Genomic DNA, 26,446 nt, shown 5'->3' with positions numbered 1-26,446 from the left:
TATGATGATGGAACATAAACAACCCACATACATCGGCCCAGAGCAAATTATCGATAAACGAAAAGCTTATTTCTATCCTTGCACACAGCATTTCTATCAAAAACCCCCACAACTCGTGCGCGGATCCATGCAGTATGTATTCGATGAGCAAGGCAAGCGGTATACCGACTTTTTTGCAGGTGTATCTGTCGTTGCCTGTGGACATTGCAATGAAGAAATCACGCGTGAATCTGTACGACAATTACAGACGCTGCAGCATACGACTACGATTTATTTAACACAGCCCATGGTTGATTTGGCTGAACGTTTAGCCGAGGTATTGCCAGGCGATCTAAGACGGACCTTCTTCTGCAATAGCGGATCGGAAGCGAATGAAGGCGCCCTTCTTCTAGCTCGTATGTATACTGGCAAAAGCGATTTTATTTCCATGGAAGGTGGCTTGCATGGACGGACGAATTTGACGATGAGCGTCACCGGCATTCCGATGTGGCAAACAGATCCTTATCTGTACCCAGGCGTTACGTTCATCCCAAGGCCATTTGATCATAAGGAGCTTCATGCACAATTAAGTGAGAATGAGCTTACACCAGCAGCCAGACGTTCTCTTGAGGCGCTGCAAGCTGTGCTGGACGCTAAGGGAGACAAGATCGCAGCTATGATCGTCGAGCCGATCCAAGGCAATGGCGGCATCATTGTGCCGCCTAAGGGGTATTACCGCGAGGTCAAGAAGCTGCTGGACGCTCATGGCGTCCTGCTGATCATGGACGAGGTGCAGACGGGATTTGGCCGAACAGGCCAGATGTTCGGCTGTGAGCACTTCGGCATCGTACCTGATATCATCACGATGGCGAAGGCACTCGGCGGCGGCGTGCCAATCGCCGCCTTCGCTTCTACCGACACGATCGCTGCCGCATTGTCGAAGCCATCGGCTTCGACCTTCGGCGGCAATCCCGTGTCGGCAGTGACCGCGCTCGCGGTGCTCGATTACATCGAGCGCGAGCGCCTGGTCCAGCGCGCCGCAGAACGCGGCGGCGCGCTCAAATCCGCGCTGCTGGAGCTGCAGCAGCGGTATCCTGCGCACGTGAGCGACGTGCGCGGTGAAGGGCTCATGCTCGGCATGGAAATCCTCGCCGACAACCCAACTCGCGGCGCCGCGCTCGTCGATCAAATTCTAGAGCAAATGAAAGACAACGGCATCCTGATCGGCAAGAATGGGTTGAATCGCAATGTACTGGCCTTTCAACCGCCACTTATCATCACAGAGGATGATGTGCAGTCGATGGTCAACATCCTAGATCAGGTACTTGCTCAGATAGGGGAGAGCAACGTATCATGACCGCATTAGCACATAAAATATGGCGCAAGACGATAATGTTCGGTGAGCTGGTTATGTTCTCGCACACCCTCTTCTCCTTGCCGTTTGCCCTCATCTCGATGGTGTGGGCAGCAGGCGGGCTGCCCTCCGCGTACATCATGATATGGTCGCTTATCGCGCTTGTAGCCGCTCGTAACGGGGCTAATGCGCTCAATCGTGTCGCGGACCGAACATTCGATGAGCTTAATCCAAGAACAGCGGATCGGCATCTGCCGCGAAAGCTGCTTGGCAGTAAAGAAGTCGTCATATTCGTTGTCATCAACTACGCGATTTTCATTGTGGCTGCAGCGATGCTCAATACGCTTTGCTTTATTTTATCACCAGTTGCGATTATCTTGATTTCGTCTTACTCCTATGCCAAACGGTACACATGGCTTAGCCATCTGTACTTAGGGTTCGTCATCGCCTCCGCGCCTGTCGGTGCATGGTTCGCTGTTACCGGAGCATTCGCGTTCACTCCTTTTGTCCTTGGGACAATCGTCATGCTCTGGATCGCAGGCTTCGATATTGTCTATGCGACGCAGGACATCGAATTTGATCGCAAAACAGGCTTATGGTCCGTGCCTAGCGTGTTTGGTTTGGAGGACAGCTTATTTATCGCAAGGAGTCTCCATCTCATCATGGTACTTCTCCTGCTCGTTCTCGCCTGGATGCGAAGTCTTGGATGGATTTATCTTAGCGGTATCGGCATCGCTATTATCTTGCTTCTGGTAGAGCATCAGATCATCAAGCCGAGCAATCGCAAGCTGATGAAGCTTGCTTCCTACAAATTAAATCAAGTGATCAGCATGGTCATTCTCTTCTGTACCTTGATCGACTTCTATGTACAATCTACCTCATAAAATCTTTACAAAAACACAAAAGATGCACTACCTCATATCGGGTGTGCATCTTATTTGATTCTCTCTTCAAAGTAATACCAGATTTGTTCGAGATCGCGAGCGGCAGGGAAAGACTTCAGCATGTCGATTTGTGACCACGCGGTATCCATGTATTGTCTGCTAAGTGCGTTCGCTCGGTCGATTCCATCGCTAGTTTTAATTTCTTCGATCACTTCTTCGAATGCGGCAATTGGCGTGTTTACATTAAGGCTTCGTATACGGCCTGCAAGTGCCTCATCCTCCATTGCGTACAGCACAGGCAGTGTAGCCTGGCCGTTAATAAGATCACTGCCAGACGGCTTGCCTAACACCTCTGCTGACTGGGTAAAGTCGAGAACATCATCGCGAATTTGAAATGCCATTCCTAAATTATGTCCAAAATCATATAGCTGTTCAATCACAAGCCGTTCTGCTTTTGCTAATCTGGCTCCTTGCTGTAAGCAGGTTGCCATCAGTAGGGCGGTTTTATTGCTTGTTTTGAGTAAGTAAGTATCAATGGTCATATCGTAATTAAAGCGATTATTCAATTGCTGGTATTCTCCAAGACATAACTGTGTCGTTACCAGCGTACTTAAGTCATTCAAGATTTGATCACGATCTTTATAATAAACGGTCATCAGCTCAACGATTCTTGCCATCATGTAATTGCCGATATGAACAGCAGTTGGAACACCTGTTTTAACGTGAAGCGCAGGCTGGCTTCTTCTCGTATCGGATTGGTCGATGATATCGTCATGAATAAGAGAAGCTACATGAACGAATTCAAGCAGCGACGCTAATTGTATCACTTTATTCTCATCTGCCTCTTTGCCGAACCTGCTTCCCACGATGACCATAATGGGTCTTAGTCGTTTACCGCCTGATCTGACCATATCCGTAAGGCTCTTTCTCACATCTGAATTCTTGGGTAAATCGGGATCATTTTTAATGATCTTTATAATTTCTTTCTCTATTCGATTAAGGTCAATCTTAAGCATTTGATCAAGATTCATAATCCAGCTACCTGTCTATGTTTACGTGAAATAAATTGATGAAAACAATTATACAACATTCGATCTGGCTTTTCACCTTGCGCCATGCGGATATGAATCTGCTTGTTAATCGGTGCCAAATACGCAACCAATTCCGTTTCCTTATGACTAAGTGCAAAGTCATAATAGATGCTGTGTAAATAATCGCCATCTAGAATTTGCTTGGTCAATATCTCGTTATCATCCGAAAACTCGCAGTGCTTTTTCTTGGCAAGCTGCAGCAGAATATAACAAGCCAATAAAATTTTGATGCGTTCGCGGTCTGCCTCATACTTTTCTAATAATTGAAGCATCTCCGTACAACAATCTGGTCCGAGATCAATTTCAATTGCTGCATCAGGCGACAATTTTTGATTTAGCATTACAATTGTTTCTTCAATTAATAATTTGTCCATAAAATTCTCCTGTAAATATGGAGAGAGAGTAATACACCTACATAGGCACATTACTCTACTCAGCCAGAATTTAATGTTTATAAATTAATCATTAAAGATATACCATTTTTTAACGATAGGGATTTTCTTCCAAATTCTCTTTAAGCGAGGCAATACGTAGTAGTCAGCACCAAGCGTGCTTCCTGAACCACCGATTAATGCAATACCACCTGCAAGATACCATAGCATTTCGTAAGGCGCCATTCCCGATACCCAAATCATTGCCCCCATCGCAACTGTACCAACTGAGGATAAAGCTGTGAACAAGCCAAGAATTAGCAGGGTTCCGAATACAACTTCACCTAAAACCATTGCTGTTTGGAACACAGTTGCCAATGTAGTATAACCACCATCTGAAGTGTAGAACATTAGATCCATGGACCAGTTCATCATTTTGGTGATGAATTCAGGAACTGGCAATGCTTGAATCGCAGTTGATGCACCTTGTACTGCTGATGCCGCAGAAGAGGCATCTACTGTGTTGTGTACATCAGTTACAGCTTGAGAAGCTGCTGTCACACCATCGACTACTTTTGGAGGAATCAAGAAGATGTCTGAAGGATTTTTCCATACCTTCGGCAATTTCTCAAGACCTTGTGATAACCACATATAACCGATATAAATTCGTAATGGGAATAACCAGAAGTTCGGTGAACGTTTTGCAAAATGACCGCCCAAGAAGCTGCGATTATTTTTGACATTGAAGAATTCATGCATGCAATAAGAGAATACTTTGTTATAACCTGCCACTTGAACGAGATAGAAGCAGTTAATAAAGTGCTTGATGAACATTGCGAAAAAGCCGCTCATCGCAAACATTTTGCCTGGCATACCTACATTAGCAACACCGTAACGACTGCCGATACATACCATGCAGCCATGGAAAGTAGGCTTGTACTTCTTGTGTGCATTGTTTCCTGTTACATCAGCCCAAATATTGTTGGCAACAATCGGTGCTGCTGCTTCAGCGTTCTCAACCATCTGTGGTACAGGACGCTCTTCACCTTCTGGAATAAAGAAGATGTTATCCCCTACAACATAAACATGCTCATGATCAACGCTTTGAAGCTTATCATTTGTTACAATACGCTTTCTACCTTGCTGAGCTACATCTAGTTTGCCAACAAGTTCAGAACCTTCAACACCTGCAGTCCAGATAACCGTTCTGGATGCAATCTCGCCTTTTTCACCAAGAATAACGCCATTTGGTGTTACGCCTGTAATTTGCGCGCTTGTAACAATTTCTACATCTAGTTTACCCAAATGCTTCTCAGCTTTTTTAATTAACTTGTCCGGAAGGATTGGTAAAATTTTCGGAGCCATATCAGCTACTACTAGACGAACTTCTGATTCATCGATGTAGTTTTCTTTGCAAAGCTCTTTTTTGTACTCGGCTAATTCACCGATCATTTCAATACCCGTAAAACCAGCACCTACGACAACGAATGTCAGCATTTCTTTACGGATCGCAGGGTCTGTTTGTTGAACACCCTTCATGAACATGCCGCGAATTTGCTCTCTCAAATGTACAGCATCCTCAAAGGACCATAGCGGGAAAGCATGTTCTTCAGCACCCGAAATGCCAAAGTAGGATGGTTTACAGCCTGTACCGATTACGAGGTAATCATAGTCATAATCTTTGTTTTTCGCATTCAGCTTTTTGCCTTCAAAATCAATCGTGTCAACTTCATCTAGTACGACATTCACTTTTCTACCAGCAAAAATCTTCTTAAGATCAATCTTTACTGAATCTTCTTCTACGCGGTTAGCCGCAACTTCATGAAGTTCAGTTAGAAGTGTATGGTAAGGTTTGCGGTCGATCAATGTGATTTCAACATCAGAAGACTTTTTGAATTTTTTCGCAAGCTTCTTAGCTGTTAAAACACCGCCATATCCGCCACCCAAAACGACGATCTTTTTCATGTGTGTGCACCTCTTTTGGTTGATTTATATATAGGTGAAGCTCTTTAGAGGAATGTTTTCTCAGGAGACATACAGTGTCCCCGCCAGAACACTGACAGGGACCCATATGAATTAGATCAAAGAATAATTTCTTATTTCATTTATTATTTAGCAGATGCTAATGCTTCTTGTACAAGAGTCATGAAGTCCGATACGTGAATAGATACGCCAGAGATTGCATCTGTCTTGCCATCTTCTTTAACAGCAATTTTCGCTGGGTCTTGCTTAGCAAGTAATTCTGCTTCTACTAAAGCTGCTTGCTCATGCCATTCAGCGGATGCGCCGCCAGCTTTCATACCGTATTTACCATCTATTGATTGTTTCTTCTTGTCGTCGCCACCATCTTTATGAACAGCATTCCAGTTAGCTGCAACGATTTGACCATTAACAATTGTTACGTCAGCAGTGGATTTCCAGCCTGATTTTTCGTCAAAAGCTTTTTGCTCTGCATGGTATGTTCCATCTTTGTATGGACCTTTAGCTACAGGACCAGCTGCAAGAGCTTGATCTGCAAGCTTAGCAAATGCGTTTACGGAGATGGATACACCAGAAATTGCGTCGGTTTTACCTTTATCGTCAAAAGTGATCGCTTTAACGTCCTGCTTTTCGATCAAGAACTTTTCAACTTTCTCAGCTTGCTCATACCATTCAGCTTGAGCCTTAGCTTTTTCCTTCATGCCATATTTGCCGGCTTTATCAAGAGCTTTCTTGTCCATGCCGCCATCTTTGTTAGCGCCTGTCCAATTGACATTCGCGATTTTACCATCTTTAACTTCAATCTCAACCATGTACTTCCAGCCAGAATCTTCAAACTTATCTTCTTGAGCAAAATAGTTACCATCTGCTAGAGTACCTTGTGCAACATCAGATGATGCCGCTGGAGTTGTTGTTGGAGCTGGTGTGGATGCTTCGTCGTTTGCCTTTGAACCGCATGCTGCCAATACACTTACGAGCATAATAGCGGCTAATAGCATTGATAATTTTTTCATTCGATTTCTCCCCCTTAGAGTCATTAATTATCTGTTTGTGCTGTCATTATATAACGGAAAATAGAAAGATGATGTGAAATAAATCACGTTCTCTTGTGATTTTCATCACTTAACTCATTGTTATTTATATCACACCAAAAAGCTCTAATAACTGGGGAAAATTTCTCCCTTTATTAGAGCTTCGTTTACTTTCAACTATGTAAGCGTATTACAGAACTGTATGTAATGCAACCTCAATCATTTCATTAAATGTCGTTTGTCTTTCGGCTGCAGTTGTTTCTTCGCCTGTCAGAATATGATCGCTTACTGTTAATACGGCTAACGCTTTAACACCGAATTTGGCAGCAATCGTATATAATGCAGCAGCTTCCATTTCAACTGCTAATACGCCGTAACTACCCAGCTTCAAGGTCATATCGGGATTGTTGGAATAAAACATATCCGCGGAGAAAACATTTCCTACTCGAATATGCAGTCCTTTGTTCACACCTGCATCATAAGCTTTTTTCAATAAATCAAAATTAGCAATCGGCGCATAATCGTATCCAGGGAATGTAATGCGATTCATCGAAGAATCCGTGCAAGCCCCTTGCGCAAGCAGCACATCGCGCACCTTAACATCCTTCTGAATTGCACCGCATGTACCTACTCGAATCAAATTCTGCACACCGTAACTGCTTATCAGCTCATTAATATAGATAGAAGCTGATGGAATCCCCATACCTGTTCCTTGAACAGAAACGCGCTTGCCTTGATAAGTTCCAGTGAAGCCATACATGCCACGGACTTCATTATAGCACTCGACATTCTCCAAGAAGGTTTCTGCAATATACTTTGCTCGAAGCGGATCACCTGGCAGTAATACGGATTCAGCAATTTGCCCTTCTTTAGCACCAATATGAACACTCATCCTAAGACCCCCAAATATCATTTGAATCGAATTTCCAATTTCTATTATACAATTTATTTCTGAATATTCATAACAGGCTGCTGCTCCAACACAATTATTTATATTTTGAGTGCTAGTCCTAACATTGTTTTTACAGCATTTGTATGATAAAATAAGGTAATTCGTATATTTGAAGACCATCATTCACATATTATAAAGGTGTTCTCAAGTTAGGACTCCCTTTATAGCGGGTGATTTTTTCTTCTAAGTAGTATGAGTAATAAAATTTGTGGAGGTTTTACGTTAATGGAAACAGGTACAGTAAAATGGTTTAATGCAGAAAAAGGTTTCGGTTTCATCGAAGTTGAAGGCGGTAAAGATGTATTCGTACATTTCAGCGCAATCGTTGGTGATGGCTTCAAATCACTAGACGAAGGACAACGCGTTGAGTTCAACATCGTTGAAGGTAACCGTGGACCACAAGCTGAAAACGTTGTAAAACTATAATTTCAGCCATATATAAGAACTGCTCTACGACGGGCAGTTCTTTTTCAGTGATACAAGCACCGATACGAATTTGAACAATTCGAATCTGGATCAGCGTTAAAGATGTTATTTGACTACAATAGCTATGCAGAAAGAGGGTTGTGCTCGTGTATTTCTCTAAGAAAAACATGGAACCGATTCAAGAAGAAACGACTTCAGTCTGGATATGTAGTGAAGATACTTGCTCCTGCTGGATGAGGGAAAATTTCTCTTTTGAGGAAAGCCCAGCTTGTCCTATTTGCAGTTCAGTTATGGTTAAAAACACAAAAATGCTGCCATCTCTACTCAATCATAGCACGAAGTAATGAGACTCTCATTGCTTTGCATTTTTGTAGCATGAAGAAACGCATCCGTCTTTGGAGACGGATGCGTTTCTTAAGGTAAGGGGCTGTCCCAAAAGTAGATTTTTCTACTTAAGGGAACAGCTCCTTTTTCACGTAAATATTCAAAAATAGGTTTCTTTTTGTTTGACAAATATTAACTATATGTTCTCCTGCTTTAAGGCATCAATAATGTTTTCTTTTTTCACTTTTGAACTGGAATACAGCATTGCTGCACCAACGATGACGAACACAGCAGCGATGACAAACAGAATATCTGTCCAGGGAAGTGTGAATCGGTAGCTAAAGGTGTACATCGCCGACTTATGGATCAAATACATCACTACTATGCTGAGCGGAAGCCCGTAGAGCAGCGACTTTATTCCATAGAAGATGCTTTCATAATTCATCATTTTATTAAAGCCATGCGGTGTCATTCCAACGGATTTAAGCATTGCAAATTCACGTTTGCGCAGTGATATGCTCGTGGAGATTGTATTGAATATGTTGGCAATCGATATTAACGTAATTAATACGATAAAGCCATAAGTAAATACAGACATGAGCATAATCATTTGTTCTTCCTGTTGTCTACCTTGATACATATTGTAAACAGACATACGACCTTCTTTGATCTCCTCAATTTGTCGCTGTGTATTCATTGGATCTGTACTCTTGAGATAGATAAACGTTTGAATTCCGCTTCTTATCTGATCATCAATCAGTTGATTCATGACCTTTTCAGAGACGATGATATTTAAATTACCTACTCCTACAGATAGAATACCCATAGGAAGTTGATCGGTCAGAGCAGCAATCTTCACTTGGTTTAAGTTTATCCATTTATCTGTTAGCCCACCTGTATAAATTAAATCAAGACTATTGCCAACCTTCGTATTGATGGCTTTTGTTTCAACATATTTCTTTGCTATCATATCTTCGTAAATAGTCGTATCAATTACAATCGCGGCTAATTGTTCTGGGTCAACTAGCTGTTCGTAATCTGCACCGATAGCTGTAGCATATGCTCGCAAACTCTCTTCATTTAGTGCATTAACCTCAATTTGATAAGGTAATTTTCCGTCCTTAAGCATGCTATTATCCATCTTCACCCGCTCTCGCAATTCTGGTGCAAGTGATGCTTCTTCAATCAGAGAGGATACACCCATGTTTTGTATAACACTAGCTTCTGTTACATTCTGTAGGGTTGTTATGGACTGTATCAATGGATCAATGGTTGTTCTGTCTTCATTACCCAAATAGACCTGAATATCGAAATTCACACCATGCTGCGACAGCTCAACCGATTTGGTCATGCTAGAGGTGAAAAAGGAAACGGCCAGAAACAGAACAATACTGATGACAAGTGAAAACACGGTTGCCTTGTATCTGCGCTTATTTCGTTTTAGGTTCTTCAAGCCGATTTCCGCTTCAATTCCGAACAACCTGCGAATGAGCTTCGATGTTTTGACCGCTTTGCCAGTCAGCTTAATATCTGTTGTCTGCCTAATTGCATCAATAGCAGAGACCTTAGAAGCCTTCATGGCCGGCAGATACGTTGAAATGAAAATGGTTAGGATCGAGATCGCACAAGCAGCTACTATCGATAAAGGCGTAATGATCACTATAAATTTCTCTGTTAATCCTAATGCTCCTTGAACCATTGAGTTAATGAACATAAAGGTGATGCCAATTCCCACAAGGCCACAGATGATTCCAATAGGGATAGAGATCACACCGATGACCATTCCCTCAAAAAACACCGAGTTTCGCTTCTGCCTTCTGGTCGCCCCCACACTTGAAAGCATACCTAAATGACGCGAACGTTCCGAAACGGAAATCGCAAATGCATTGTAGATCAACGAAACCGACCCAATAACAATGACCGTCATAATGACTGCAGTCAAGGAATAAAGCGTGCTCCGCAAACCATCATTATTCGTTATACCGTAATAACGCAATAAATCATTGTTAAATACAATAGACTCTGGATCGATTGCATTGGCCTTAGCTAAATCTTCAGCATGCGTATATAAGTTGCTGTTGATCTTGTTTAACACAATCGTAGCATTTCTCATCAACATAAGATAGGATGGTATAACCAGGAGCCCAGGTCTGTTCCCATGTTGGACGCTTAATGATGCCTACCACAGTGTAACTTGCTGACTCGGTATTCTTTAAGGTTTCCGCATTCTGATCATCCCCGATTCGCAAGGGGTCATTCTGTGTAAGTGCTCGCTGTATATCCTCTTTGTCTTCTGCAAATCTTTCACCAACCTCAAGTGTGAAAGTATCACCAATCTTGTAATCCACTTTAGCACCCTTTGCAATTTCCTCCGAGATAACGACTTCATTGCTTGCTTGCGGAAGCCTTCCCTGGCTTAGTTCAATCGGAAACTGTGCAAAGCCTTGTGTACTATATTCCCTGATAAATAAATAGGGCTTATTGGGATTACGTCCCCCTTCTAAAGGAGCGTAGCCTCGATCCCTTGAGATTACTACCATTTGTGTTGCTTCATCTGCTTTAACCGCTTGAAGCTGAGCTTTGTTCACATCTTTATAACGAACATGCCATTCTCCGTTGTCTACGATCGACTGTCTTTGCATTAAATTCATAAAAGAGATGCCGAGAGTTGCAACAGCCATCACCATCGCAACGGATATAATGACGCCAATAATGGTAACAAGCGTCCGTTTTTTGTTCTGTTTCAAATGTCTTATCGTTAATTTATTGACAATATTCATGGACGGGTCACCTCATCCTTGGCGATCCTCCCGTCTTCAATCGCAATGACTCGATCCGCTTGCAGCGCAATCCGTTCATCATGCGTAATGATGATCAACGTCTGATTATAGGTTCGATTAAACATTTTGAGTAGATCAATAATTTCTTCACTATTCTTGCTGTCCAAATTACCTGTCGGCTCGTCTGCCAGCATTATGGCAGGATTACTAACCAGCGCTCTGCCAATTGAAACCCGCTGCTGCTGTCCCCCAGAAAGCTGATTCGGCAAATGATTTAAGCGATTTTGTAAATTTAATGTTGTTACGATATCATCAAGGTGCTTCTTATTCACCTTATGTTCATCAAGCAGCAAGGGCAGTGTGATATTCTCTTCAACCGTTAGGACCGGAATCAGATTATAGAACTGATAAATCAAGCCAATCTGCCGGCGCCTAAAGATCGCAAGCTGCGTTTCATTCAGGTTATATATGTCTGTGTTATCGACAAATACCTTGCCACTTGTTGGCCTGTCCACACCGCCGAGCATATGCAAGAGTGTTGATTTCCCCGAACCAGATGGTCCGATAATCGCGACAAACTCCCCTTTTTTTACTGATAATGAAACGTCATCAAGCGCCTTTACGGCTGTTTCCCCTTTGCCATACACTTTAGACAGATGTTCTATTCGTAAAATTTCCATGGTTAAACCTCCACTATTCGGATAATGGGTTTAGTATATCTGTCTAAAATGACTTTCAGGTGAATGTAATATGACTACCTAGTCACATAACGGTCATCCTAAATAACTTGCTTGTAAAACTTAATCCGAAACTGTGTACCCTTTCCCTTCTCACTTTGAACAACGATATGTCCATTCTGGCTTGTAATAATACTGTGAGCCATAGCAAGACCAATACCGATGCTTTCTTCGCTTGCATTCTTGCCCTTATAAAAACGCTTGAAAATATAGGGTAAATCCTCCTTCGGGATTCCCGGTCCGTTATCGGCAATGACGATTTCCGTAAACAGCGCATTTTCTGCAAAAGTAATGTCGATGTTACCGCCTTCTTGCGTATGCTCAACACCATTCTTCAGAATATTGATCATTGCTTCTACGCTCCAATTAAGATCACCAAGGAAAGAGATTGTTTGGTCCCCGTTTATCGAAACGGCTTGTTCTTTAATGTCTATTGGAATCAGTAATGGCTCTAACGCTTTGTGGCAAAGCTTGTACACGGATACAGGTTCTTGTTTGAATTGCACCGTTCCTGCATCGATTTTGGATAACTTTAATAACGAAGAAACAAGCCACTTAATCCGTTCCAGCTGAACGTGAATATTGTGTGTGAATTCCATTCTTTTCTCAACTGGCAGCTCGGCATCAGTTAATAAATCAGCCATCACCATCATAGAGGTAATCGGGGTTTTGAGCTGATGGGATATATCCGAAATAGCATCTGTAAGCTGGATTTTATCTTGCTTTAAAATAGAGCTCTGCTCAGATAGCATGAGCGTCACTTTGTAAATTTCATTCTTTAGAATACTAAGCTCGCCTTCTTCATTATCACGAACATCTAGCGAATAATCACCGCTACTAATTTGACGCAAATAGCTTGATAACTTAGCTATTTCACGATATCTCCAACTCGTAAAAAATAAACTACTTGCAATAAGTAAAGCTGAGATAATGGCAATGAGGATCATGGCAATGGCCGATATGAAAGACGCTGCAATAATTCCAAGTAAACTGAGTAAACACATCACAAATAATACAAGTTGATATTCTCGGTTACGCAGCATCTAATCACCTACCTTATAGCCAAGTCCTCGCACCGTTTTGATTAGAGTCGGGTTTTGCGGATGATCCTCCAATTTTTCCCGCAGCCTTTTGATATAAACGGTTAATGTATTATCATTCACGAAATCTCCCGCTACATCCCAAATTTGTTCCAAAAGCTGATTTCTGGAGAGCACCTGTCCGACATGGTTAGCAAAGATGAGTAATAAGCGGTATTCTAAAGCAGTTAACGTAATTTCTTTGCCTTGTTTATAAACCTTTCCTTCGAGCACATTGATTCGGATCTGATCGATCTCTATGGTATTGGTTTGCGTCTGTTTATGGTATCTTCTTAAAACCGATTTGATCCTAGATAAAAGCTCCCGAATACGAAATGGCTTGGTAATATAATCATCAGCTCCCATATCAAGCCCCATTACGACATTAACCTCATCCTCAATCGCAGTAAGAAAAATAACGGGAATATCGCTTCGCTGCTTCACAATCCTACATAAATCGTAGCCGCTTCCATCCGGAAGGGATAAATCGAATAAACATAAATCGAATTGCTCTAAACCTTCCTCTAACATCTTTTTCGCAGAGGCAACATCAAAGCAAAGCACCGTAGAATAATGATCTTGCTGCAATGAATATTCAAGTCCAGATGCGATTGTTTTATCATCTTCCACAAGCAAAATTTTCATCTGATGATCATCCTAACTTTTTGTTTTACTCTAGATAAAACCTTATAAAGCTGACTTACACAACACGTTTATTACATCACAATTCCAGTAGTGTTGCAAAAAACAAGTATAAGTCGGAATTTGGATGAAAGAAGAAACGAGGCTGTCCCTTTTGGGACAGCCTCTTCGTTTTCTTATGCATATTTAGAGTTGAGATGGTTAAGCGCTTTTGATATCCTTGTTGTCGAACACTTCAATTAGAGCTTGCTGTTGTATTGCTGATACGCCAACTAAGCTTGCTTGACCATTGGCTACAAGAGCGACAATATCCGGATTGCGTATCAGGTATTGAACCATTTTCCGCAACAAACGTATTCACCTCATTGATTAAGGATTGTTCCAAGGGTCCCTTTAATTCAATGTAGCATAATCAAGATAAGGTGGCACCGAAAACATTTTGCGGTCTTCCGCAATCGCTTGCGGTCTTTATTCAAAATTATGGAATTCCTACTTCTTTATGTTAGACTCAAGTCCAAGCGCATCCAATTATTGTGATCGCTTGCGTTGCTTGCGCTTGATGAACAGAACCATTACCGCCAAGACAGCAAATCCTCCTACGAAGCCGCCCAGATGTGCGTATATATTTACTTCAGGAACAATAAAGGAATAAGCAAATCCCATGACAATGATGATTATGATCATTTGTTTCATTTGCTTCGGGAAGAACTCTTTGCGGAAGATCGCCAAGAAGAGATACGCTGCATAGAGCCCATATATCGCACCAGAAGCCCCTGCTGAGATAACAACGTCTGGTTCAAGCAGTACAGTCGCCAGATTACCTGCAACACCACTTAACAAATAGAAGATTACGTATCTGGTTTTACCTAGAATCAGTTCTAAAGGCGGTGCGAATACATATAAGGTAAAGCAGTTAAAGAATAAGTGAGCAAACCCGATGTGGATAAATACAGCCGTTAAATAGCGCCATAACTCTGCCTCAGATGAGCTATACATCGCACCAAAATTATAAAGTGTCAACCCGTCCTTCGTTGAACCCACAATTGACATGATCCCGAACATCAGCAAATTAACAATAATAATTCCCGATGTAATGGGATAAAGCTTAAGATATTGCTTTAAACTCTCCGTGCGTGAGAACATTCTCTCACTCCTTCCTTACACAATGACTTAGGTTATCTATACATGTGATACTACGATTCTACCACGTACCTTGCCCTGGAAAATAGCCGTTACAGCTTCTGGAACTTGCTCTAGCCGAATTTCCTTTGAGCCAATTTGATGCAAATTGGCAGGCTTCATATCCGATGCAAGTCGCTTCCAGATTGCGGTTCTTAATTCCATTGGACAATTTACAGAATCAATTCCCAGAATACTAACTCCCCTTAATATGAAAGGATAAACATGAGTCGGAACCTCACTGCCTCCAGTTAATCCGCTCACGGCAACCGAGCCGCCATAGATCAGCTTGCTCGTTATGGCTGCGAGTGTCTTACCGCCGACTGGATCAATGGCATACGCCCATGTCTGCCGATCTAGCGGCTTATGGTTACCCGCTCCTATTGCTTCGCGCGAAATAATCTCCTCAGCGCCGATCTGCTTTAGGAATTCGTGCTCGGATTCTTTGCCTGTACTTGCAATTGCGCCATAACCGAGCTTAGATAGCATAGCTATCGCAAGGCTGCCCACTCCGCCGCTTGCACCTGTTACAAGCACTTTGCCTTTACCTTGCTGCATGCCATTCTGTTCTAATCGATGGATCGATAGTGCAGCTGTGAAACCAGCGGTTCCAATGATCATCGCTTCCTTCGGCGTAAGACCGGCAGGAAGAGGAACAACCCAATCACCTGGCACAGCTGCATACTCCGCATATCCCCCATAATGTGATATGCCTAGACCATAGCCTGTTACCAGCACCTGATCTCCTTGTTTATATCTGTTATCTTTGGACGAAACAACCGTTCCTGCCAAATCAATCCCTGGCACCATCGGATATGTAGCTACGACCCGTCCGTTCGGACTCAAGGCTAATCCATCCTTATAATTTACGCTTGAATAGCTAACCTTAATAAGAACGTCACTATCAGGCAAATCATTCATAAGGAGCTGCTGTATATGGCATGAAAAATCTTCGTTTATTTGATTCACAACTAAAGCACGAAAAGTTGGATTCATCACTGGGCTTCCTTTCTACTTCTATTATTAGTCCTGATTTAACTATAACAAATTCATCCCCACATACAAAATGTGAAGATGCTCAAAGTTTTAATTTCATTTATCTTTAATTAAAACAATTTGAATTTAAATATTTTTAATTGACAACATTTCATTATACTATCTATAATAATAAAATGACATATTCATTACAGAAGGGATCGGATTTATTTATGACAGCAACTACAGTTCAAACTGCAAGCATTGCGCAAGCAATTCAAGAAAGACGTTCAATTCGTAAACTTACAAATTCTCCTGCTTTATCTCAGCAGCGAGTTAAGGAATTAGTTAAATTAGCGCTTCACTCACCAACTGCATTCAACATGCAAAGCGGTCGTTTGCTAGTGCTTATGAATGAAGGACATCAGGAGTTTTGGGATCTAGTGAAAGAAACACTTCGTCAAATTGTTCCTGCAGAGAACTTCCCCGCTACAGAAGAGCGTTTGAATGGTTTCCGTGCTGGTCTGGGAACCGTTCTATTCTTCGAAGATCAAAATACAATCAAGAACTATCAAGAGCAATTTTCTTCGTATGCACAAGCTTTCCCAGCATACTCACAGCAAGGCAGCGGGATGCTGCAATATGCTATGTGGCTCGTATTAAGCTCTGAAGGACTCGGCGTTTCCTTACAACACTATAATCCTCTAATTGATGAGCAAGTGAAGAGCAAATGGGGTATCCCTGAAGGCTGGTCATTAGTCGCTCAAATGCCATTTGGTTGGCCGGCAGAACAAGCAGGACAACGTTCCTTCTTACCATTTGAAGATGTTGTTAAGTGGGGTTAATTTAATTTATTCATACAAAAAGGGTTGTTCCTTGGGAACAGCCCTTTTGCATATTCATTTTCAATTATTTCTTCTCATCTTTCTTCTTCATTTGCTCCGTTATCTGATCTAGATTTGCTTGTAATTTATCATTCGTCTCTGCAAGCACCTGATCGATATTTTTCTTATTTGTCAAATATTCATCAATAATTTTATTGGCTTCATCGCGAAGCATATATTGCGCACTACGATATTCGCCCGTGTCTACCATTTCATTGCTATTAAATGATAATTGATAGAAAGGCTCCAATGAAACACCATCAATGCTCTTCAAATAAGTTGAACGGGACCAAAGATCGGTCGGTGTCTTGGCATGAACCCGCGCAAATTCATCGCTATTCACATACTTCACAAACTCCCAGGCAGCGCGTTGATTCTCCGACTTGGCATTAACAGCAAAAATTTCAGTTAAATCAAAGTTGGTTCTTTGTGTTGATTCAGCATCTTTGGGTAGACTTATAACTTCCCAATTAAACTGCAGATCCTTCTTATACTCTTTCAATTCACGCATGTTCTGAATTAAATATAGATCTCCAATTGTCATTGCCGCTCTGCCTGCTGTGAATTTATTACGCATCAAATAGTCTTCATAATTGAATGTCGTATTCATATCAGGAGCCGCTTCATTGACAATCGTATTCGTCTTATAAGCATTCGATACGAGTTCAAATACTTTCTTCCAGCTCGGTGTATTTAGCGCAGCTTTACCTTCATTTTGCATGATGAGTCCTTCCGCGGTACCAATCATCACGATTAAACTATAAGGGTCTGTCTGATAATCTCGATTCGTAAATCCATAGCTTCTTGTCTTATCATCGCCGTCTGTAGGAAATCTCTGAGCTGTATTCAGAACGGTTTCCCATGTCAGCGGTCCTTCTGGAAGCTGCACGCCGTGCTTATTGAACATATCACGATTAATGAAGAGGGCTTGACTTTGGATTTTAGGCGCCAAACCAAATAGCTTTCCTCCACCCTTTAACTTCAAATAATCAATAATTTGAGGTTGAATGTTCTGAATATCGAATTTATCCTGTGCAATTACGGGATCAAGATCATAGAACAGCTGATCAGCTGCCAGCTTCTCAAACACATCTTGAAAAACCACAATCACATCAGGCTTATTCGTCTCAATAAATTTCTGGTACATTTCTTCTGGCTTTAGCTGCTCTTGCTGATTTGCTTCATACATTTTCTGTGTTGAGACGACTTCTATATCGATATTAGGATACTTTGCCATGAACAAGTAACCAAATTGCTGCATAAAGTATTGTTCATTATGTGACATGACCTTTATCGTAAAATTCTTCTTCGGATCAAGCTTCTCCATTACATCTTTGCTACTATCTCCTAACATGCTGCAACCGCTAAAAACGAATATTAAACAAAATAATACAACAAGCGTTCTCACCCGCATGCCGAGTTTCATCACCCTACCATCTCCTATTATGTAATTTTTTTGAATATAATGTTTATTCTAACTTTGATAATGGCAATTGTCTACTAAACATAAAAAAAGATCTACCATCATCTTTCGACTTGAATAGATCCTCTTATTTGAATAACTTATCGATTATTTACCAGCAAATATTGGCCATATAAATTTAATCATGCGAAAGCCAATTCGGATACCTGACCAGATTTTACCGATCATACCAAATGCACCGCCACCAGCCGCTTTAGCACCACCGCGTTTTTTTAGCAAACCCCCTCCCAGTCCGCCCAAAAGGGGTTTTAACAACCCGGCCCCACCGATTAAGTTGCTGAATAGGCCAGATACTTGCGCCTTACCTTTCAAATTAGCTTTTCTCGGAATTTTATTTTTACCTTTGACTCCAGCTAGAATCAGCTCTCCATGTTCTATACCTACTACTCTACCAACATAATAGCTGCCGTCCTGAATCGCTACACATACCAGTTGACCAACTGAACGCTTAGCCGCTCTTTCCATCCCCCGTAGTCTACTAGCCATATCTATCACCTCCAATAGCCTATCACTATAAATGAGATCATAGATCAGCATATGCAAACATTCAGCAGATGCTTGGGTTCTCGATTCCGACTGCATTTTTTCGCATAATCAACTTTTTAACCTCCAGCAACTTTTTTGAAAATGGACTAAAACTGTTTCTCTAGACCCACACGAAATTGATAAGTTAAAATAAATGATATACCAGAAGAAACGACTTTACCGCCCTTAATGGCGGTAGCGTTTCTTAAGGTATTACTTAGAATTTATGACACGAATGTTATGAATTCTATAATACAAGAGAAACCGAGATTTAATGAAAAGAGTTGATCACTTTGTTGCCCACCAAAACAGCTGGTTTATCAATTGTAAGCAACTTTGCGGTTGTTACACTTAAGCTAATTGTTGGTATACTGACAGGTTCAGTTGCCGTCATGTCAGAAGCGATTCACTCTTCGCTTGATTTAATGGCATCCATCATTACATTCTTCTCCGTGCGCATTTCATCTAAGCCACCCGATAAGAATCATCCCTATGGACATGGTAAATTTGAGAATGTCGCTGGTACGATAGAAACCCTTCTTATTTTTGTAGCAGGGATTTGGATTATTTATGAATCCGTTAATAAACTATTGCATCCTGAACCGATCCGCCTGCCCATGCTCGGGGTTACGGTTATGCTAATTGGAGCTGCAGCTAATTTGTTCGTAGGGAGAATCGTTAAGCGTGTTGGAGAGCAGATGAACTCTGTCGCCATGCGTTCCAATGCACTTCATCTCATGACGGATGTATACTCATCGCTTGGGGTTGCCGTGAGCTTATTGATCGTCGGTTTCACGAACTTCCAAATGATTGACCCTATCATCGGTATCATCGTTGCGCTTTACATCATGAAAGAAGCCTACTCTTTAGGTAAGGAATCGTTCCTGCCACTGCTCGATACACGCCTTGATAAAGAGGAAGAGAAGCAAGTACGTGAAATCATCGAATCTTATAAAAATGAATTCATTGAATACCATGCCTTGCGTACAAGAAGATCCGGTCCAGAAGAGTATATTGATTTCCATCTGGTCGTCCCATCGTCTACAGACATCGAAACAGCGCATGATCTCTGTGATCGAATTGAAAAACAAATTCAGCAGACACTATTTAGGGCACAAGTGTTCATCCATCTTGAACCTGAACATGAACGTATTATGCATTTGAAAGACGCTAATTATAAAGGAAGCCGTCCTTAAAGGGATGGCTTCCTTTTATGAGTTATAGGTTATAACCAGCCATAAGATTTCATCGTACGCAGCCTTTCAACGGTGATCCAGCCACGCCAGTCTAGAAGACAAGCCTCGCTAACTACAGGCCAGCTAATCGTCCAACCACCATCTTCTTGCTGCCCTTGCAGCAAATATTCCAAATGCAATTCAATATCCTGCTGCGAAATAAATTTTGTACAATAACTATCTGCTGTAGGCGCCCAGTCTAATACTTTATGTACATATCCTTCCGCCTTGGGATCGCGCTCGATAAGCGAAGAATTGCTTAACCAGCCATCAATTCGGTTCAAATAAGCTTCTTTCTTCTCATATTCCGGTGTTTGAGCCAAGAAATTGACGCATTGAATGACATCATGGTAATCATGAATATTAACCTGATCCATGTGCTGCCATATAAAGGCTACCGTCTGCTTGAACCAAGCCGCATCATAGAAATCTGTTCTGATCCGCTGTTTGTACAAGTAACTTACTATGCTACCTGTCGGATTAAGAGATGCTACGCCATCCACTTCTGTTGTCCACCAAGGTGCATGAGGATAAGCATTTAAGGTGCTGATCGCACGGGGAAATCCTCCAGTTTCCTTAACCGTAATGGATTCCAAGTATTGTAATATGCCATCTAGCATATTCGAATCATACACACCAACACTATCCATAATCTGCAAGGCAACTTCTGTCGCAACAGGCTGGCTATCTGGACAACGAATATCGCTTTCCAGTGCATTCCCAAAACCACCGTCTTCATTCTGATAGCCACGAAGAACAGCTAATACAGATTCCGCAGAACCATCACCCCACAAAAACTCAAATCTTCTGCGATCAATCAGTCTTCCATTCTGATAAATGAAATCTCTAGCACGCGTTAGCACATCCGAAGATATTTTCATATGAACGCTCCTTTTTTTTCACAATTGCTTACACATCTCCATCTTCTCTCACAAATGCATGATTGTAATACCGCATGGACAATTCCACAGCTTGATGGTAAATTTCATGACGCAATGAGGTCGGTTCGATCACTTCAGCATTCATCCCAAGTGAGAAGAACAGTTGTTTTGCCCACTCATAATCTTCAGATCGACATTGAAACTGAACTTCCCATTCATCTTCCGATATCGCTGTAATCAGCTCACCGATATGTTCATCCTGCTCGACTTGCAGCATCGCTTTATAATTCAGTCTTGCCCGTATGGGGATACAAGAATCAAGGGTGCTATTAGGAGATGAAATCTTTTTAGACGTCAGATGAGCATCTACCATAGGAGAATCGATCACTTCCAATTGTTCCATACGATCTATTCGGAATAATCGTTCTTCCTGATGTGTAATCGAATAGGCCTCGCAATACCAGAATCCGTGAGCAGTATATACTTTGATTGGATGCAATTGCAGCCATCGTTCATGATTAGCTGATCGATAAAATACTTTGATCCACTTGGAGCTGATCGTTATTTCTAACAAGGCTTCGAGGTATGGCGTCTTATAATTGCGTCTCGGAACTTGCATGGTAAGTTTATTCAGTAAAGGTCCAACCTGCTGCAAGACATCTTGGGGTAGGATGCTCGTTATTTTATCAATTACCGTCCACCTTTCCTGATTGAATGGTGAATCTTGCAACTGCGTCAATGCTTGTAAGGCAAATAATACCGTCATGGCCTCCCTTGAGCTAAGCTGCAGAGGTGGAAGCTGAAAGCCTTCCATGAGCTGAAATCCACCTCCAGGTCCAGCTGTTGCAAATAAAGGAACACCCATCTCAGCAAGTGATTCCATATCGCGAAGAATCGTTCGCTTCGATACCTCCAGCTTGTCGGCCAATGACTGTGCTGTTTCACGACGCTGCAGCAATGCCAGCAAGATCGCCATTAATCGATCGATTTTTCTCAAGTAGATGCACTTCCTAACAAATCAAATTATAACAACCAATTAGTGACAGCTTACATGTCACCATTATTGAAAATCCTTATTTATGTTGCAACAAAAAAAGAAACTCTCGTCCAAATAACGGCGTGAATTTCTTTTTAAGCACAGATCTAGCCTAATTGGCCATTTCCAGTTTAAATTCATACTTGCTCTTAATCATCTGAATGAATAATTCTACATATATAGGGTCAAATTGTTGACCTGCGCAGCGCTTAAGCTCCCCTATCGCCTCATCAAAAGTCTTCGTTGTCTGATACGGTCTCTCCGTAGTCATCGCATCGAATGAATCGATCACGCTTAGAATACGGGCCAACTTCGGAATCTCTTCCCCAACAAGACCATGAGGATATCCTTTACCGTCAATACGCTCGTGATGGAGTTCAATAAGCGGCAGGAGTTCATTATATTTGCCAATTGCTGATACAATGTCCTTGCCCCATTCCACATGCTTTTTCACGATATTCCATTCTTCCGTCGTAAGCTTCTCTTTCTTCTGCAGAATATGTTTGGGGACTTCAAGTTTGCCGATATCATGGAATAATGCACCTAGGATTAGAATCTTCTTCTCCACATCACTTAAATTGATATATTCGCATAGATCAATCGCGTAAGCGAACACTCGTCTACTATGCTGGAACGTATAAATATCTTTGGATAGGAAAATTTTAAGCTGTTGTTCAATTTCAAGAATATCCTGTTCGATGTCAATTTCTTTGTGGAGCTGTGATTGTTCATTGTAAATATGTACCAGATTCTTCCCCTGGACTTTAGAATAATACATCGCCTGATCTGCTTTATCCAGCATCTGCGCTTTATCATAAATACCATCTTTATATTGTACAATTCCTGCCGAGAATGTCAGGCAACCATGCGGTAATATTTCGACACCTTCGAAGTAAGAGTCATTGATCTTTTTTCGCAATGCGTTAATAAAAGAAAATGCCTCTTTCTCCAGTTTACCTGGCATTAAGATCGTAAATTCATCACCCCCATGACGCGCTACAATATATTTATCTGGATCACACGCTTGCTTTAGCAGCCTGCCAAAAAAATCAAGCAGCTTATCCCCTTGCAAATGACCAAATGTATCATTATATTTCTGAAAGCTATCAACATCGAGAAGAACTAGACTAAACGGTTCCTTTCCCGTCTTAGCCTTATTCAGCTCCTTTTCTAATAATTCTTCGAAATATCCATGATTGTATAAGCCAGTTCGATGATCTCGTGTTGCCTTATCAGATACCTCTTGATAAAGTTGAAATAATTTTCTAAATGAAAATGATAATAATACTGCCACCACTAAAAAAACGAATAGCCCGAAGTAGAAGTATTTATCAAATAGCATAGTTAATAAGAATGAGAATAAGAGAGTACTGATAAATGAAGTAACAATTTCTTTGCGCATACCATCCAATAACTCAAACAAATTGCCTTTAACAGCAATAAAATGAAAAATTCCAAGCGCAACGACGTTGATAGCAAAGTAAACAACCAATGCAATGATGTAAGGGTAAATTGTCTTTGTGTCCAGTGCACCTATGGACCCTCCTGTTAGCAGGAAAATTTCATAGGTTCCAATAATCATCAAACTATAAATCGCAAAATTACCGATATGTTTAGAAATATGAATAGATCGTTCATACATCATATAAATAATAGAACTTAATAATAAAACCTCAAATGATAATTGCATGCCAAAAGAAAAAATACACGCAAGATAAATTGCTGAATCCATTGATTGAGCATTTCCTTGCGGTGGCAGTTTAAACAAAAAATGATTCAAGAGAACAACTGCTCCTGTAAGTGAATATAGCGTTACCCACTGTGAACTAGTATGAGTCTCCAATCGAAAGTTTAACGTGAAAATAATTAGACCGAATATGGATAGTAGGACCAAATATACATTAGACGGAGCAGCCAAATATGTTTTAATTTTCGCCGTTAAGTTCATCAAAGGTCAACCTTTCTAAATTACCCAAAAGGAAGAAGCCTATTTCTACTTCTTCCTCGTAGAGGTTCTAAAAATAATCTAAACCAGTCTAAAACCTGATGTTAATGCGATCACAACGGAAGCAACGATCACCAAGTTAAACAAAACGCGTTTAGCTTTTGCACTATTCATAATCAACTTTTCACCTCCTTCTCTTAATCTATCTATTTCGTCTCAAGCGCTATTTCTTCGGTCAACTTGTCATTCTTCGTTAACATTAATTTTTGAATAAATAAGAATATCCCTACATTCATCACGACATCACCAATGCTAATGACTTGATCACGAGGATAAGGCTTCGTAATCGGGATTATGTCCCCAAGGAATCCAAACCAGGATGCGTCTGTCAATAACTGATGCTTTGCATACACGCCTTCTTGAATGATTTGCCCAAAATACGGATCGAGTATTGTAGCCGCTTCCAAAGATACAGGCATTCTTCCGCCATTGGCCGCCATCACAATAAAGTTCAATAACACGCCAATAAAAATGACGATAAACCCTGATTGATGTCGATTAAGCCATAAGAATAATAGCCCGATCACATAGACCGCTATAAACGCATAATTACTTAAAGAGGCGATCCAAGCAATTTGACTCTGCAGATTAAAAATTACAATCTGAACGATTAACAGGATAGGGAATATCCATCCGCCCTTAAGCCTAAGATCAGCAAAGCTTCTAAAGCTACCGCCTCTGATCAAAGCTAATATTATTGAGATCACAATCCCGTCAAAAACCATGCGTATTCTCCATTTGCCAATAATTTATCACTATAAGATTCGTCAGAATCTTAACAATTCCTCCTAAATTATAAATTTTTGTCGAATATCTTCCCACTTATCCAAGTTTAGCTAACTCAAGTTCAATTTGGGCAGTATCAATACGCTCGAACAGAGGCTCAAAAGGCGCAAGCTGCTGATGATCATCTGACACTTCAATATACCCCCAAGCTGCTGCAGGCAGATGAAGAATAGCTCGTATCCGATCACACGTAAATGGTAAGAATGGTGTAAGTAAATTGGCTAAATTTGCAATGATTTGTACGCAAGTATTTAGCGTAGACTTACATGCCGATAGATCGTCCTTCAATTGCGCCCATGGTTTACGATCATCGATGTACTTATTCCCGCTTCGGATAAAAGTAAAAATAGCCTCTAGCGCTTCCTTTATTCTCGCTTGCTCGATTAACTGACCTGTCGTTACATACAACTCCACTAGGCGATTCTTGATAATCGGATCTACAGTACCTGCAGGAACTTGATTATCAAAAGACTTGCGAATGAAAGCAAGATTGCGATTCACAAGATTGCCGAATGCTCCTAACAATTCTCCATTATGACTATGGATAAATTCTCTCCAGGAGAAATCCGCATCCCGCTTCTCAGGTGCATTAATCGTAAGAAAATAGCGAATAGAATCAGGATGGTACCGTCCCAATATATCCGGTACCCAGACGGCCCAATTTCGACTTGTAGACAGTTTCTTCCCCTCCAGCGTCAAATACTCATTCGAAACAATTCGTTCTGGCAGCTTCAGTCGTCCCCCTACACCTAACAATAATGCTGGAAGAATAAGTGTATGGAACGGGATGTTATCCTTTCCGTGCACATAATAGGATAGACTGCCTTCTTCTGACCAGAACGGCTCCCACTGCTGGCCATTCCGCTTCGCCCACTGCTTGCTAGCAGATAAATATCCGCTTACCGCTTCAATCCATACATAAATTTTCTTGCCTTCGCAATCCTCAAGCGGTACATCGACTCCCCAAGGCAAATCCCTTGTCGCTGCACGGTCCAGCAAACCTTCCTCTAGATACCGTTCAGATAAATGAAGTGCATTCTCTCGCCAATCCTCTACATGGCTGCGAACATACTGCTCAAGCTCTCCTTGCAGCTTGGATAAAGCTAAATAGTAATGGATTGTACTGCGCACAGATGGACTAGTACCACATAATTTACATTTAGGTTCAACCAGCTCTTCTGGATCTAGCAATGCTGAGCAATAATCACATTGATCTCCACGAGCTGGCTTACCGCAATGCGGACAGGTTCCCTCTACATATCGATCAGGCAGGAATTGATCACAGGTCGTACAATAAGCTTGCAGGACAGATTTAGGGTAGATAAAATGGTTATCGAGTAACTGCAGGAATAGCTCCTGCACTACCTCATGGTGAAATGCCTCATCTGTTCTCGTATAAAGGTCATACGTAAATCCTAACTGCTTAAAGCATGCCGCGAATTCTTGATGGTAGCGATCCGCAATTTGATGCGGTGTAACTCCCTCCTGATTGGCACGAATCGAGATTGGCGTCCCATGACAGTCACTTCCGGATACGTACAGAACCTGTTGTCCCTGCAGACGATAATAACGAGCAAGAATATCCCCTGGAAGCAAGCTTGATACATGACCAAGATGCAAGGAACCATTGGCATAAGGCCAAGCACCACCGATAAAAATAGTCATTCGAATCATCCTCCATTTCATTTGACACGAAAGTTATAAATTCTGTAATACACAAAAAAACTCCCATCCCTATAAAAGGGACGAGAGTTCATCTCACGTGTTACCACCCAGGCTTCATCTATGCCTCACAGCACAGACCTTATCAGGTACGACACATCATTG

The 26,446-nt window shown here is 41.5% G+C and carries 24 protein-coding genes, 1 pseudogene and 1 other annotated feature (1 of these 26 cut by a window edge); of the genes and pseudogenes, 6 read left to right on the top strand and 19 right to left on the bottom strand.

Annotation, left to right across the window (positions count from 1 at the left end; genetic code table 11):
- The first annotated feature begins 7 nt into the window (after positions 1-7).
- A complete protein-coding gene (locus tag E0485_RS14215) occupies positions 8-1,336 on the top strand; it encodes an aspartate aminotransferase family protein (RefSeq protein ID WP_132418780.1) in 1,329 nt (442 codons plus the stop codon).
- Positions 1,333-2,217: a UbiA-like polyprenyltransferase gene (locus tag E0485_RS14210; RefSeq protein WP_132418721.1), complete on the top strand. Its 885-nt coding sequence runs from the start codon at positions 1,333-1,335 to the stop codon at positions 2,215-2,217. Before E0485_RS14215 ends, E0485_RS14210 begins: the two co-directional genes overlap by 4 nt.
- Before the next feature lie 50 nt (positions 2,218-2,267).
- On the opposite strand, the gene E0485_RS14205 is transcribed toward E0485_RS14210, so the two are convergent.
- The 5 genes from E0485_RS14205 to deoD form a co-directional block, all read right to left on the bottom strand.
- Entirely contained in the window at positions 2,268-3,248 is a 981-nt protein-coding gene (locus E0485_RS14205) for a polyprenyl synthetase family protein (RefSeq protein WP_132418720.1), read from the bottom strand.
- Complete coding sequence (locus E0485_RS14200; RefSeq protein ID WP_132418719.1) at positions 3,245-3,682, bottom strand: hypothetical protein; 438 nt, start codon at positions 3,680-3,682, stop codon at positions 3,245-3,247. The genes E0485_RS14205 and E0485_RS14200 overlap by 4 nt, the downstream gene beginning before the upstream one ends.
- A gap of 84 nt (positions 3,683-3,766) precedes the next feature.
- Positions 3,767-5,644 (bottom strand): FAD-dependent oxidoreductase, encoded by a 1,878-nt coding sequence (locus E0485_RS14195; protein ID WP_132418718.1) that lies wholly within the window; start codon positions 5,642-5,644, stop codon positions 3,767-3,769.
- Between the two features lie 143 nt (positions 5,645-5,787).
- Positions 5,788-6,672: an FMN-binding protein gene (locus E0485_RS14190; RefSeq protein WP_132418717.1), complete on the bottom strand. Its 885-nt coding sequence runs from the start codon at positions 6,670-6,672 to the stop codon at positions 5,788-5,790.
- Between the two features lie 208 nt (positions 6,673-6,880).
- A complete protein-coding gene (deoD, locus tag E0485_RS14185; RefSeq protein ID WP_132418716.1) occupies positions 6,881-7,582 on the bottom strand; it encodes a purine-nucleoside phosphorylase in 702 nt (233 codons plus the stop codon).
- A 285-nt stretch (positions 7,583-7,867) separates the two neighbouring features.
- On the opposite strand from deoD, the gene cspD reads away from it, so the two are divergent.
- Both cspD and E0485_RS14175 read left to right on the top strand, forming a co-directional pair.
- The gene (gene cspD / locus E0485_RS14180; RefSeq protein ID WP_132418715.1) at positions 7,868-8,068 is read left to right on the top strand and encodes a cold-shock protein CspD; all 201 of its coding nucleotides are present in this window, start codon (positions 7,868-7,870) and stop codon (positions 8,066-8,068) included.
- 140 nt (positions 8,069-8,208) lie between these two features.
- Positions 8,209-8,412, top strand: a complete 204-nt coding sequence (locus tag E0485_RS14175) for a cold-shock protein (protein WP_407944851.1) — start codon at positions 8,209-8,211, stop codon at positions 8,410-8,412.
- A gap of 176 nt (positions 8,413-8,588) precedes the next feature.
- Here the strand turns inward: E0485_RS14175 and E0485_RS14170 are convergent.
- The 7 genes and pseudogenes from E0485_RS14170 to E0485_RS14140 form a co-directional block, all read right to left on the bottom strand.
- Positions 8,589-11,172: pseudogene (locus tag E0485_RS14170) on the bottom strand (ABC transporter permease).
- Positions 11,169-11,852: an ABC transporter ATP-binding protein gene (locus E0485_RS14165; RefSeq protein ID WP_132418713.1), complete on the bottom strand. Its 684-nt coding sequence runs from the start codon at positions 11,850-11,852 to the stop codon at positions 11,169-11,171. Before E0485_RS14165 ends, E0485_RS14170 begins: the two are co-directional and overlap by 4 nt.
- 98 nt (positions 11,853-11,950) lie before the next feature.
- Positions 11,951-12,952 (bottom strand): sensor histidine kinase, encoded by a 1,002-nt coding sequence (locus tag E0485_RS14160; RefSeq protein WP_132418712.1) that lies wholly within the window; start codon positions 12,950-12,952, stop codon positions 11,951-11,953.
- On the bottom strand, positions 12,953-13,633 hold the full coding sequence (locus E0485_RS14155; RefSeq protein ID WP_132418711.1) for a response regulator transcription factor: 681 nt from the start codon (positions 13,631-13,633) through the stop codon (positions 12,953-12,955).
- A 198-nt stretch (positions 13,634-13,831) separates the two neighbouring features.
- Positions 13,832-13,969, bottom strand: a complete 138-nt coding sequence (gene comX, locus E0485_RS14150; protein ID WP_235857581.1) for a competence pheromone ComX — start codon at positions 13,967-13,969, stop codon at positions 13,832-13,834.
- A gap of 189 nt (positions 13,970-14,158) precedes the next feature.
- On the bottom strand, positions 14,159-14,773 hold the full coding sequence (locus E0485_RS14145; RefSeq protein WP_132418709.1) for a rhomboid family intramembrane serine protease: 615 nt from the start codon (positions 14,771-14,773) through the stop codon (positions 14,159-14,161).
- 36 nt (positions 14,774-14,809) lie between these two features.
- A complete protein-coding gene (locus tag E0485_RS14140; RefSeq protein WP_132418708.1) occupies positions 14,810-15,805 on the bottom strand; it encodes an acrylyl-CoA reductase family protein in 996 nt (331 codons plus the stop codon).
- Between the two features lie 212 nt (positions 15,806-16,017).
- Between E0485_RS14140 and E0485_RS14135 the strand changes: the two genes are divergently transcribed.
- A complete protein-coding gene (locus tag E0485_RS14135; protein ID WP_132418707.1) occupies positions 16,018-16,629 on the top strand; it encodes a nitroreductase family protein in 612 nt (203 codons plus the stop codon).
- 64 nt (positions 16,630-16,693) lie between these two features.
- Here the strand turns inward: E0485_RS14135 and E0485_RS14130 are convergent, their stop codons facing one another.
- Positions 16,694-18,094: an ABC transporter substrate-binding protein gene (locus E0485_RS14130; protein WP_235857580.1), complete on the bottom strand. Its 1,401-nt coding sequence runs from the start codon at positions 18,092-18,094 to the stop codon at positions 16,694-16,696.
- Positions 18,095-18,238: 144 nt separating this feature from the next.
- Positions 18,239-18,637: a hypothetical protein gene (locus E0485_RS14125; protein WP_132418705.1), complete on the bottom strand. Its 399-nt coding sequence runs from the start codon at positions 18,635-18,637 to the stop codon at positions 18,239-18,241.
- A gap of 332 nt (positions 18,638-18,969) precedes the next feature.
- Here E0485_RS14125 and E0485_RS14120 point away from each other — a divergent pair, with 332 nt between their 5' ends.
- Positions 18,970-19,872: a cation diffusion facilitator family transporter gene (locus E0485_RS14120; RefSeq protein WP_132418704.1), complete on the top strand. Its 903-nt coding sequence runs from the start codon at positions 18,970-18,972 to the stop codon at positions 19,870-19,872.
- 29 nt (positions 19,873-19,901) lie between these two features.
- Here the strand turns inward: E0485_RS14120 and E0485_RS14115 are convergent, their stop codons facing one another.
- From E0485_RS14115 to metG, 5 genes are all read right to left on the bottom strand, one after another.
- Positions 19,902-20,792: a hypothetical protein gene (locus E0485_RS14115; protein ID WP_132418703.1), complete on the bottom strand. Its 891-nt coding sequence runs from the start codon at positions 20,790-20,792 to the stop codon at positions 19,902-19,904.
- A 28-nt stretch (positions 20,793-20,820) separates the two neighbouring features.
- Positions 20,821-21,789, bottom strand: a complete 969-nt coding sequence (locus E0485_RS14110; protein ID WP_132418702.1) for a helix-turn-helix transcriptional regulator — start codon at positions 21,787-21,789, stop codon at positions 20,821-20,823.
- A gap of 151 nt (positions 21,790-21,940) precedes the next feature.
- Entirely contained in the window at positions 21,941-23,776 is a 1,836-nt protein-coding gene (locus E0485_RS14105) for a bifunctional diguanylate cyclase/phosphohydrolase (protein ID WP_132418701.1), read from the bottom strand.
- Between the two features lie 203 nt (positions 23,777-23,979).
- Positions 23,980-24,558 (bottom strand): DUF5317 domain-containing protein, encoded by a 579-nt coding sequence (locus E0485_RS14100; protein ID WP_132418700.1) that lies wholly within the window; start codon positions 24,556-24,558, stop codon positions 23,980-23,982.
- A 97-nt stretch (positions 24,559-24,655) separates the two neighbouring features.
- Complete coding sequence (gene metG / locus E0485_RS14095; protein ID WP_132418699.1) at positions 24,656-26,284, bottom strand: methionine--tRNA ligase; 1,629 nt, start codon at positions 26,282-26,284, stop codon at positions 24,656-24,658.
- A gap of 73 nt (positions 26,285-26,357) precedes the next feature.
- Positions 26,358-26,446 (bottom strand) — a binding site (T-box leader) (it continues 178 nt past the right edge of the window).

The sequence above is a fragment of the Paenibacillus albiflavus genome, assembly GCF_004344915.1.
Taxonomy (GTDB): Bacteria; Bacillota; Bacilli; order Paenibacillales; family NBRC-103111; genus Paenibacillus_AM; species Paenibacillus_AM albiflavus.
This window is presented reverse-complemented; position numbering and strand designations above follow the sequence as displayed.

Coding starts and splice junctions, on each gene's coding strand:
- E0485_RS14125 (WP_132418705.1), bottom strand. CDS start 18,637: ATGGCTAGTAGACTACGGGGGATGGAAAGAGCGGCTAAGCGTTCAGTT.
- E0485_RS14205 (WP_132418720.1), bottom strand. CDS start 3,248: ATGAATCTTGATCAAATGCTTAAGATTGACCTTAATCGAATAGAGAAA.
- E0485_RS14130 (WP_235857580.1), bottom strand. CDS start 18,094: ATGAAACTCGGCATGCGGGTGAGAACGCTTGTTGTATTATTTTGTTTA.
- E0485_RS14200 (WP_132418719.1), bottom strand. CDS start 3,682: ATGGACAAATTATTAATTGAAGAAACAATTGTAATGCTAAATCAAAAA.
- deoD (WP_132418716.1), bottom strand. CDS start 7,582: ATGAGTGTTCATATTGGTGCTAAAGAAGGGCAAATTGCTGAATCCGTA.
- E0485_RS14155 (WP_132418711.1), bottom strand. CDS start 13,633: ATGAAAATTTTGCTTGTGGAAGATGATAAAACAATCGCATCTGGACTT.
- E0485_RS14100 (WP_132418700.1), bottom strand. CDS start 24,558: ATGGTTTTTGACGGGATTGTGATCTCAATAATATTAGCTTTGATCAGA.
- E0485_RS14210 (WP_132418721.1), top strand. CDS start 1,333: ATGACCGCATTAGCACATAAAATATGGCGCAAGACGATAATGTTCGGT.
- E0485_RS14105 (WP_132418701.1), bottom strand. CDS start 23,776: ATGAACTTAACGGCGAAAATTAAAACATATTTGGCTGCTCCGTCTAAT.
- E0485_RS14145 (WP_132418709.1), bottom strand. CDS start 14,773: ATGTTCTCACGCACGGAGAGTTTAAAGCAATATCTTAAGCTTTATCCC.
- E0485_RS14215 (WP_132418780.1), top strand. CDS start 8: ATGGAACATAAACAACCCACATACATCGGCCCAGAGCAAATTATCGAT.
- metG (WP_132418699.1), bottom strand. CDS start 26,284: ATGACTATTTTTATCGGTGGTGCTTGGCCTTATGCCAATGGTTCCTTG.
- E0485_RS14135 (WP_132418707.1), top strand. CDS start 16,018: ATGACAGCAACTACAGTTCAAACTGCAAGCATTGCGCAAGCAATTCAA.
- E0485_RS14140 (WP_132418708.1), bottom strand. CDS start 15,805: ATGAATCCAACTTTTCGTGCTTTAGTTGTGAATCAAATAAACGAAGAT.
- E0485_RS14190 (WP_132418717.1), bottom strand. CDS start 6,672: ATGAAAAAATTATCAATGCTATTAGCCGCTATTATGCTCGTAAGTGTA.
- cspD (WP_132418715.1), top strand. CDS start 7,868: ATGGAAACAGGTACAGTAAAATGGTTTAATGCAGAAAAAGGTTTCGGT.
- E0485_RS14160 (WP_132418712.1), bottom strand. CDS start 12,952: ATGCTGCGTAACCGAGAATATCAACTTGTATTATTTGTGATGTGTTTA.
- E0485_RS14115 (WP_132418703.1), bottom strand. CDS start 20,792: ATGAAAATATCTTCGGATGTGCTAACGCGTGCTAGAGATTTCATTTAT.
- E0485_RS14195 (WP_132418718.1), bottom strand. CDS start 5,644: ATGAAAAAGATCGTCGTTTTGGGTGGCGGATATGGCGGTGTTTTAACA.
- E0485_RS14165 (WP_132418713.1), bottom strand. CDS start 11,852: ATGGAAATTTTACGAATAGAACATCTGTCTAAAGTGTATGGCAAAGGG.
- comX (WP_235857581.1), bottom strand. CDS start 13,969: ATGGTTCAATACCTGATACGCAATCCGGATATTGTCGCTCTTGTAGCC.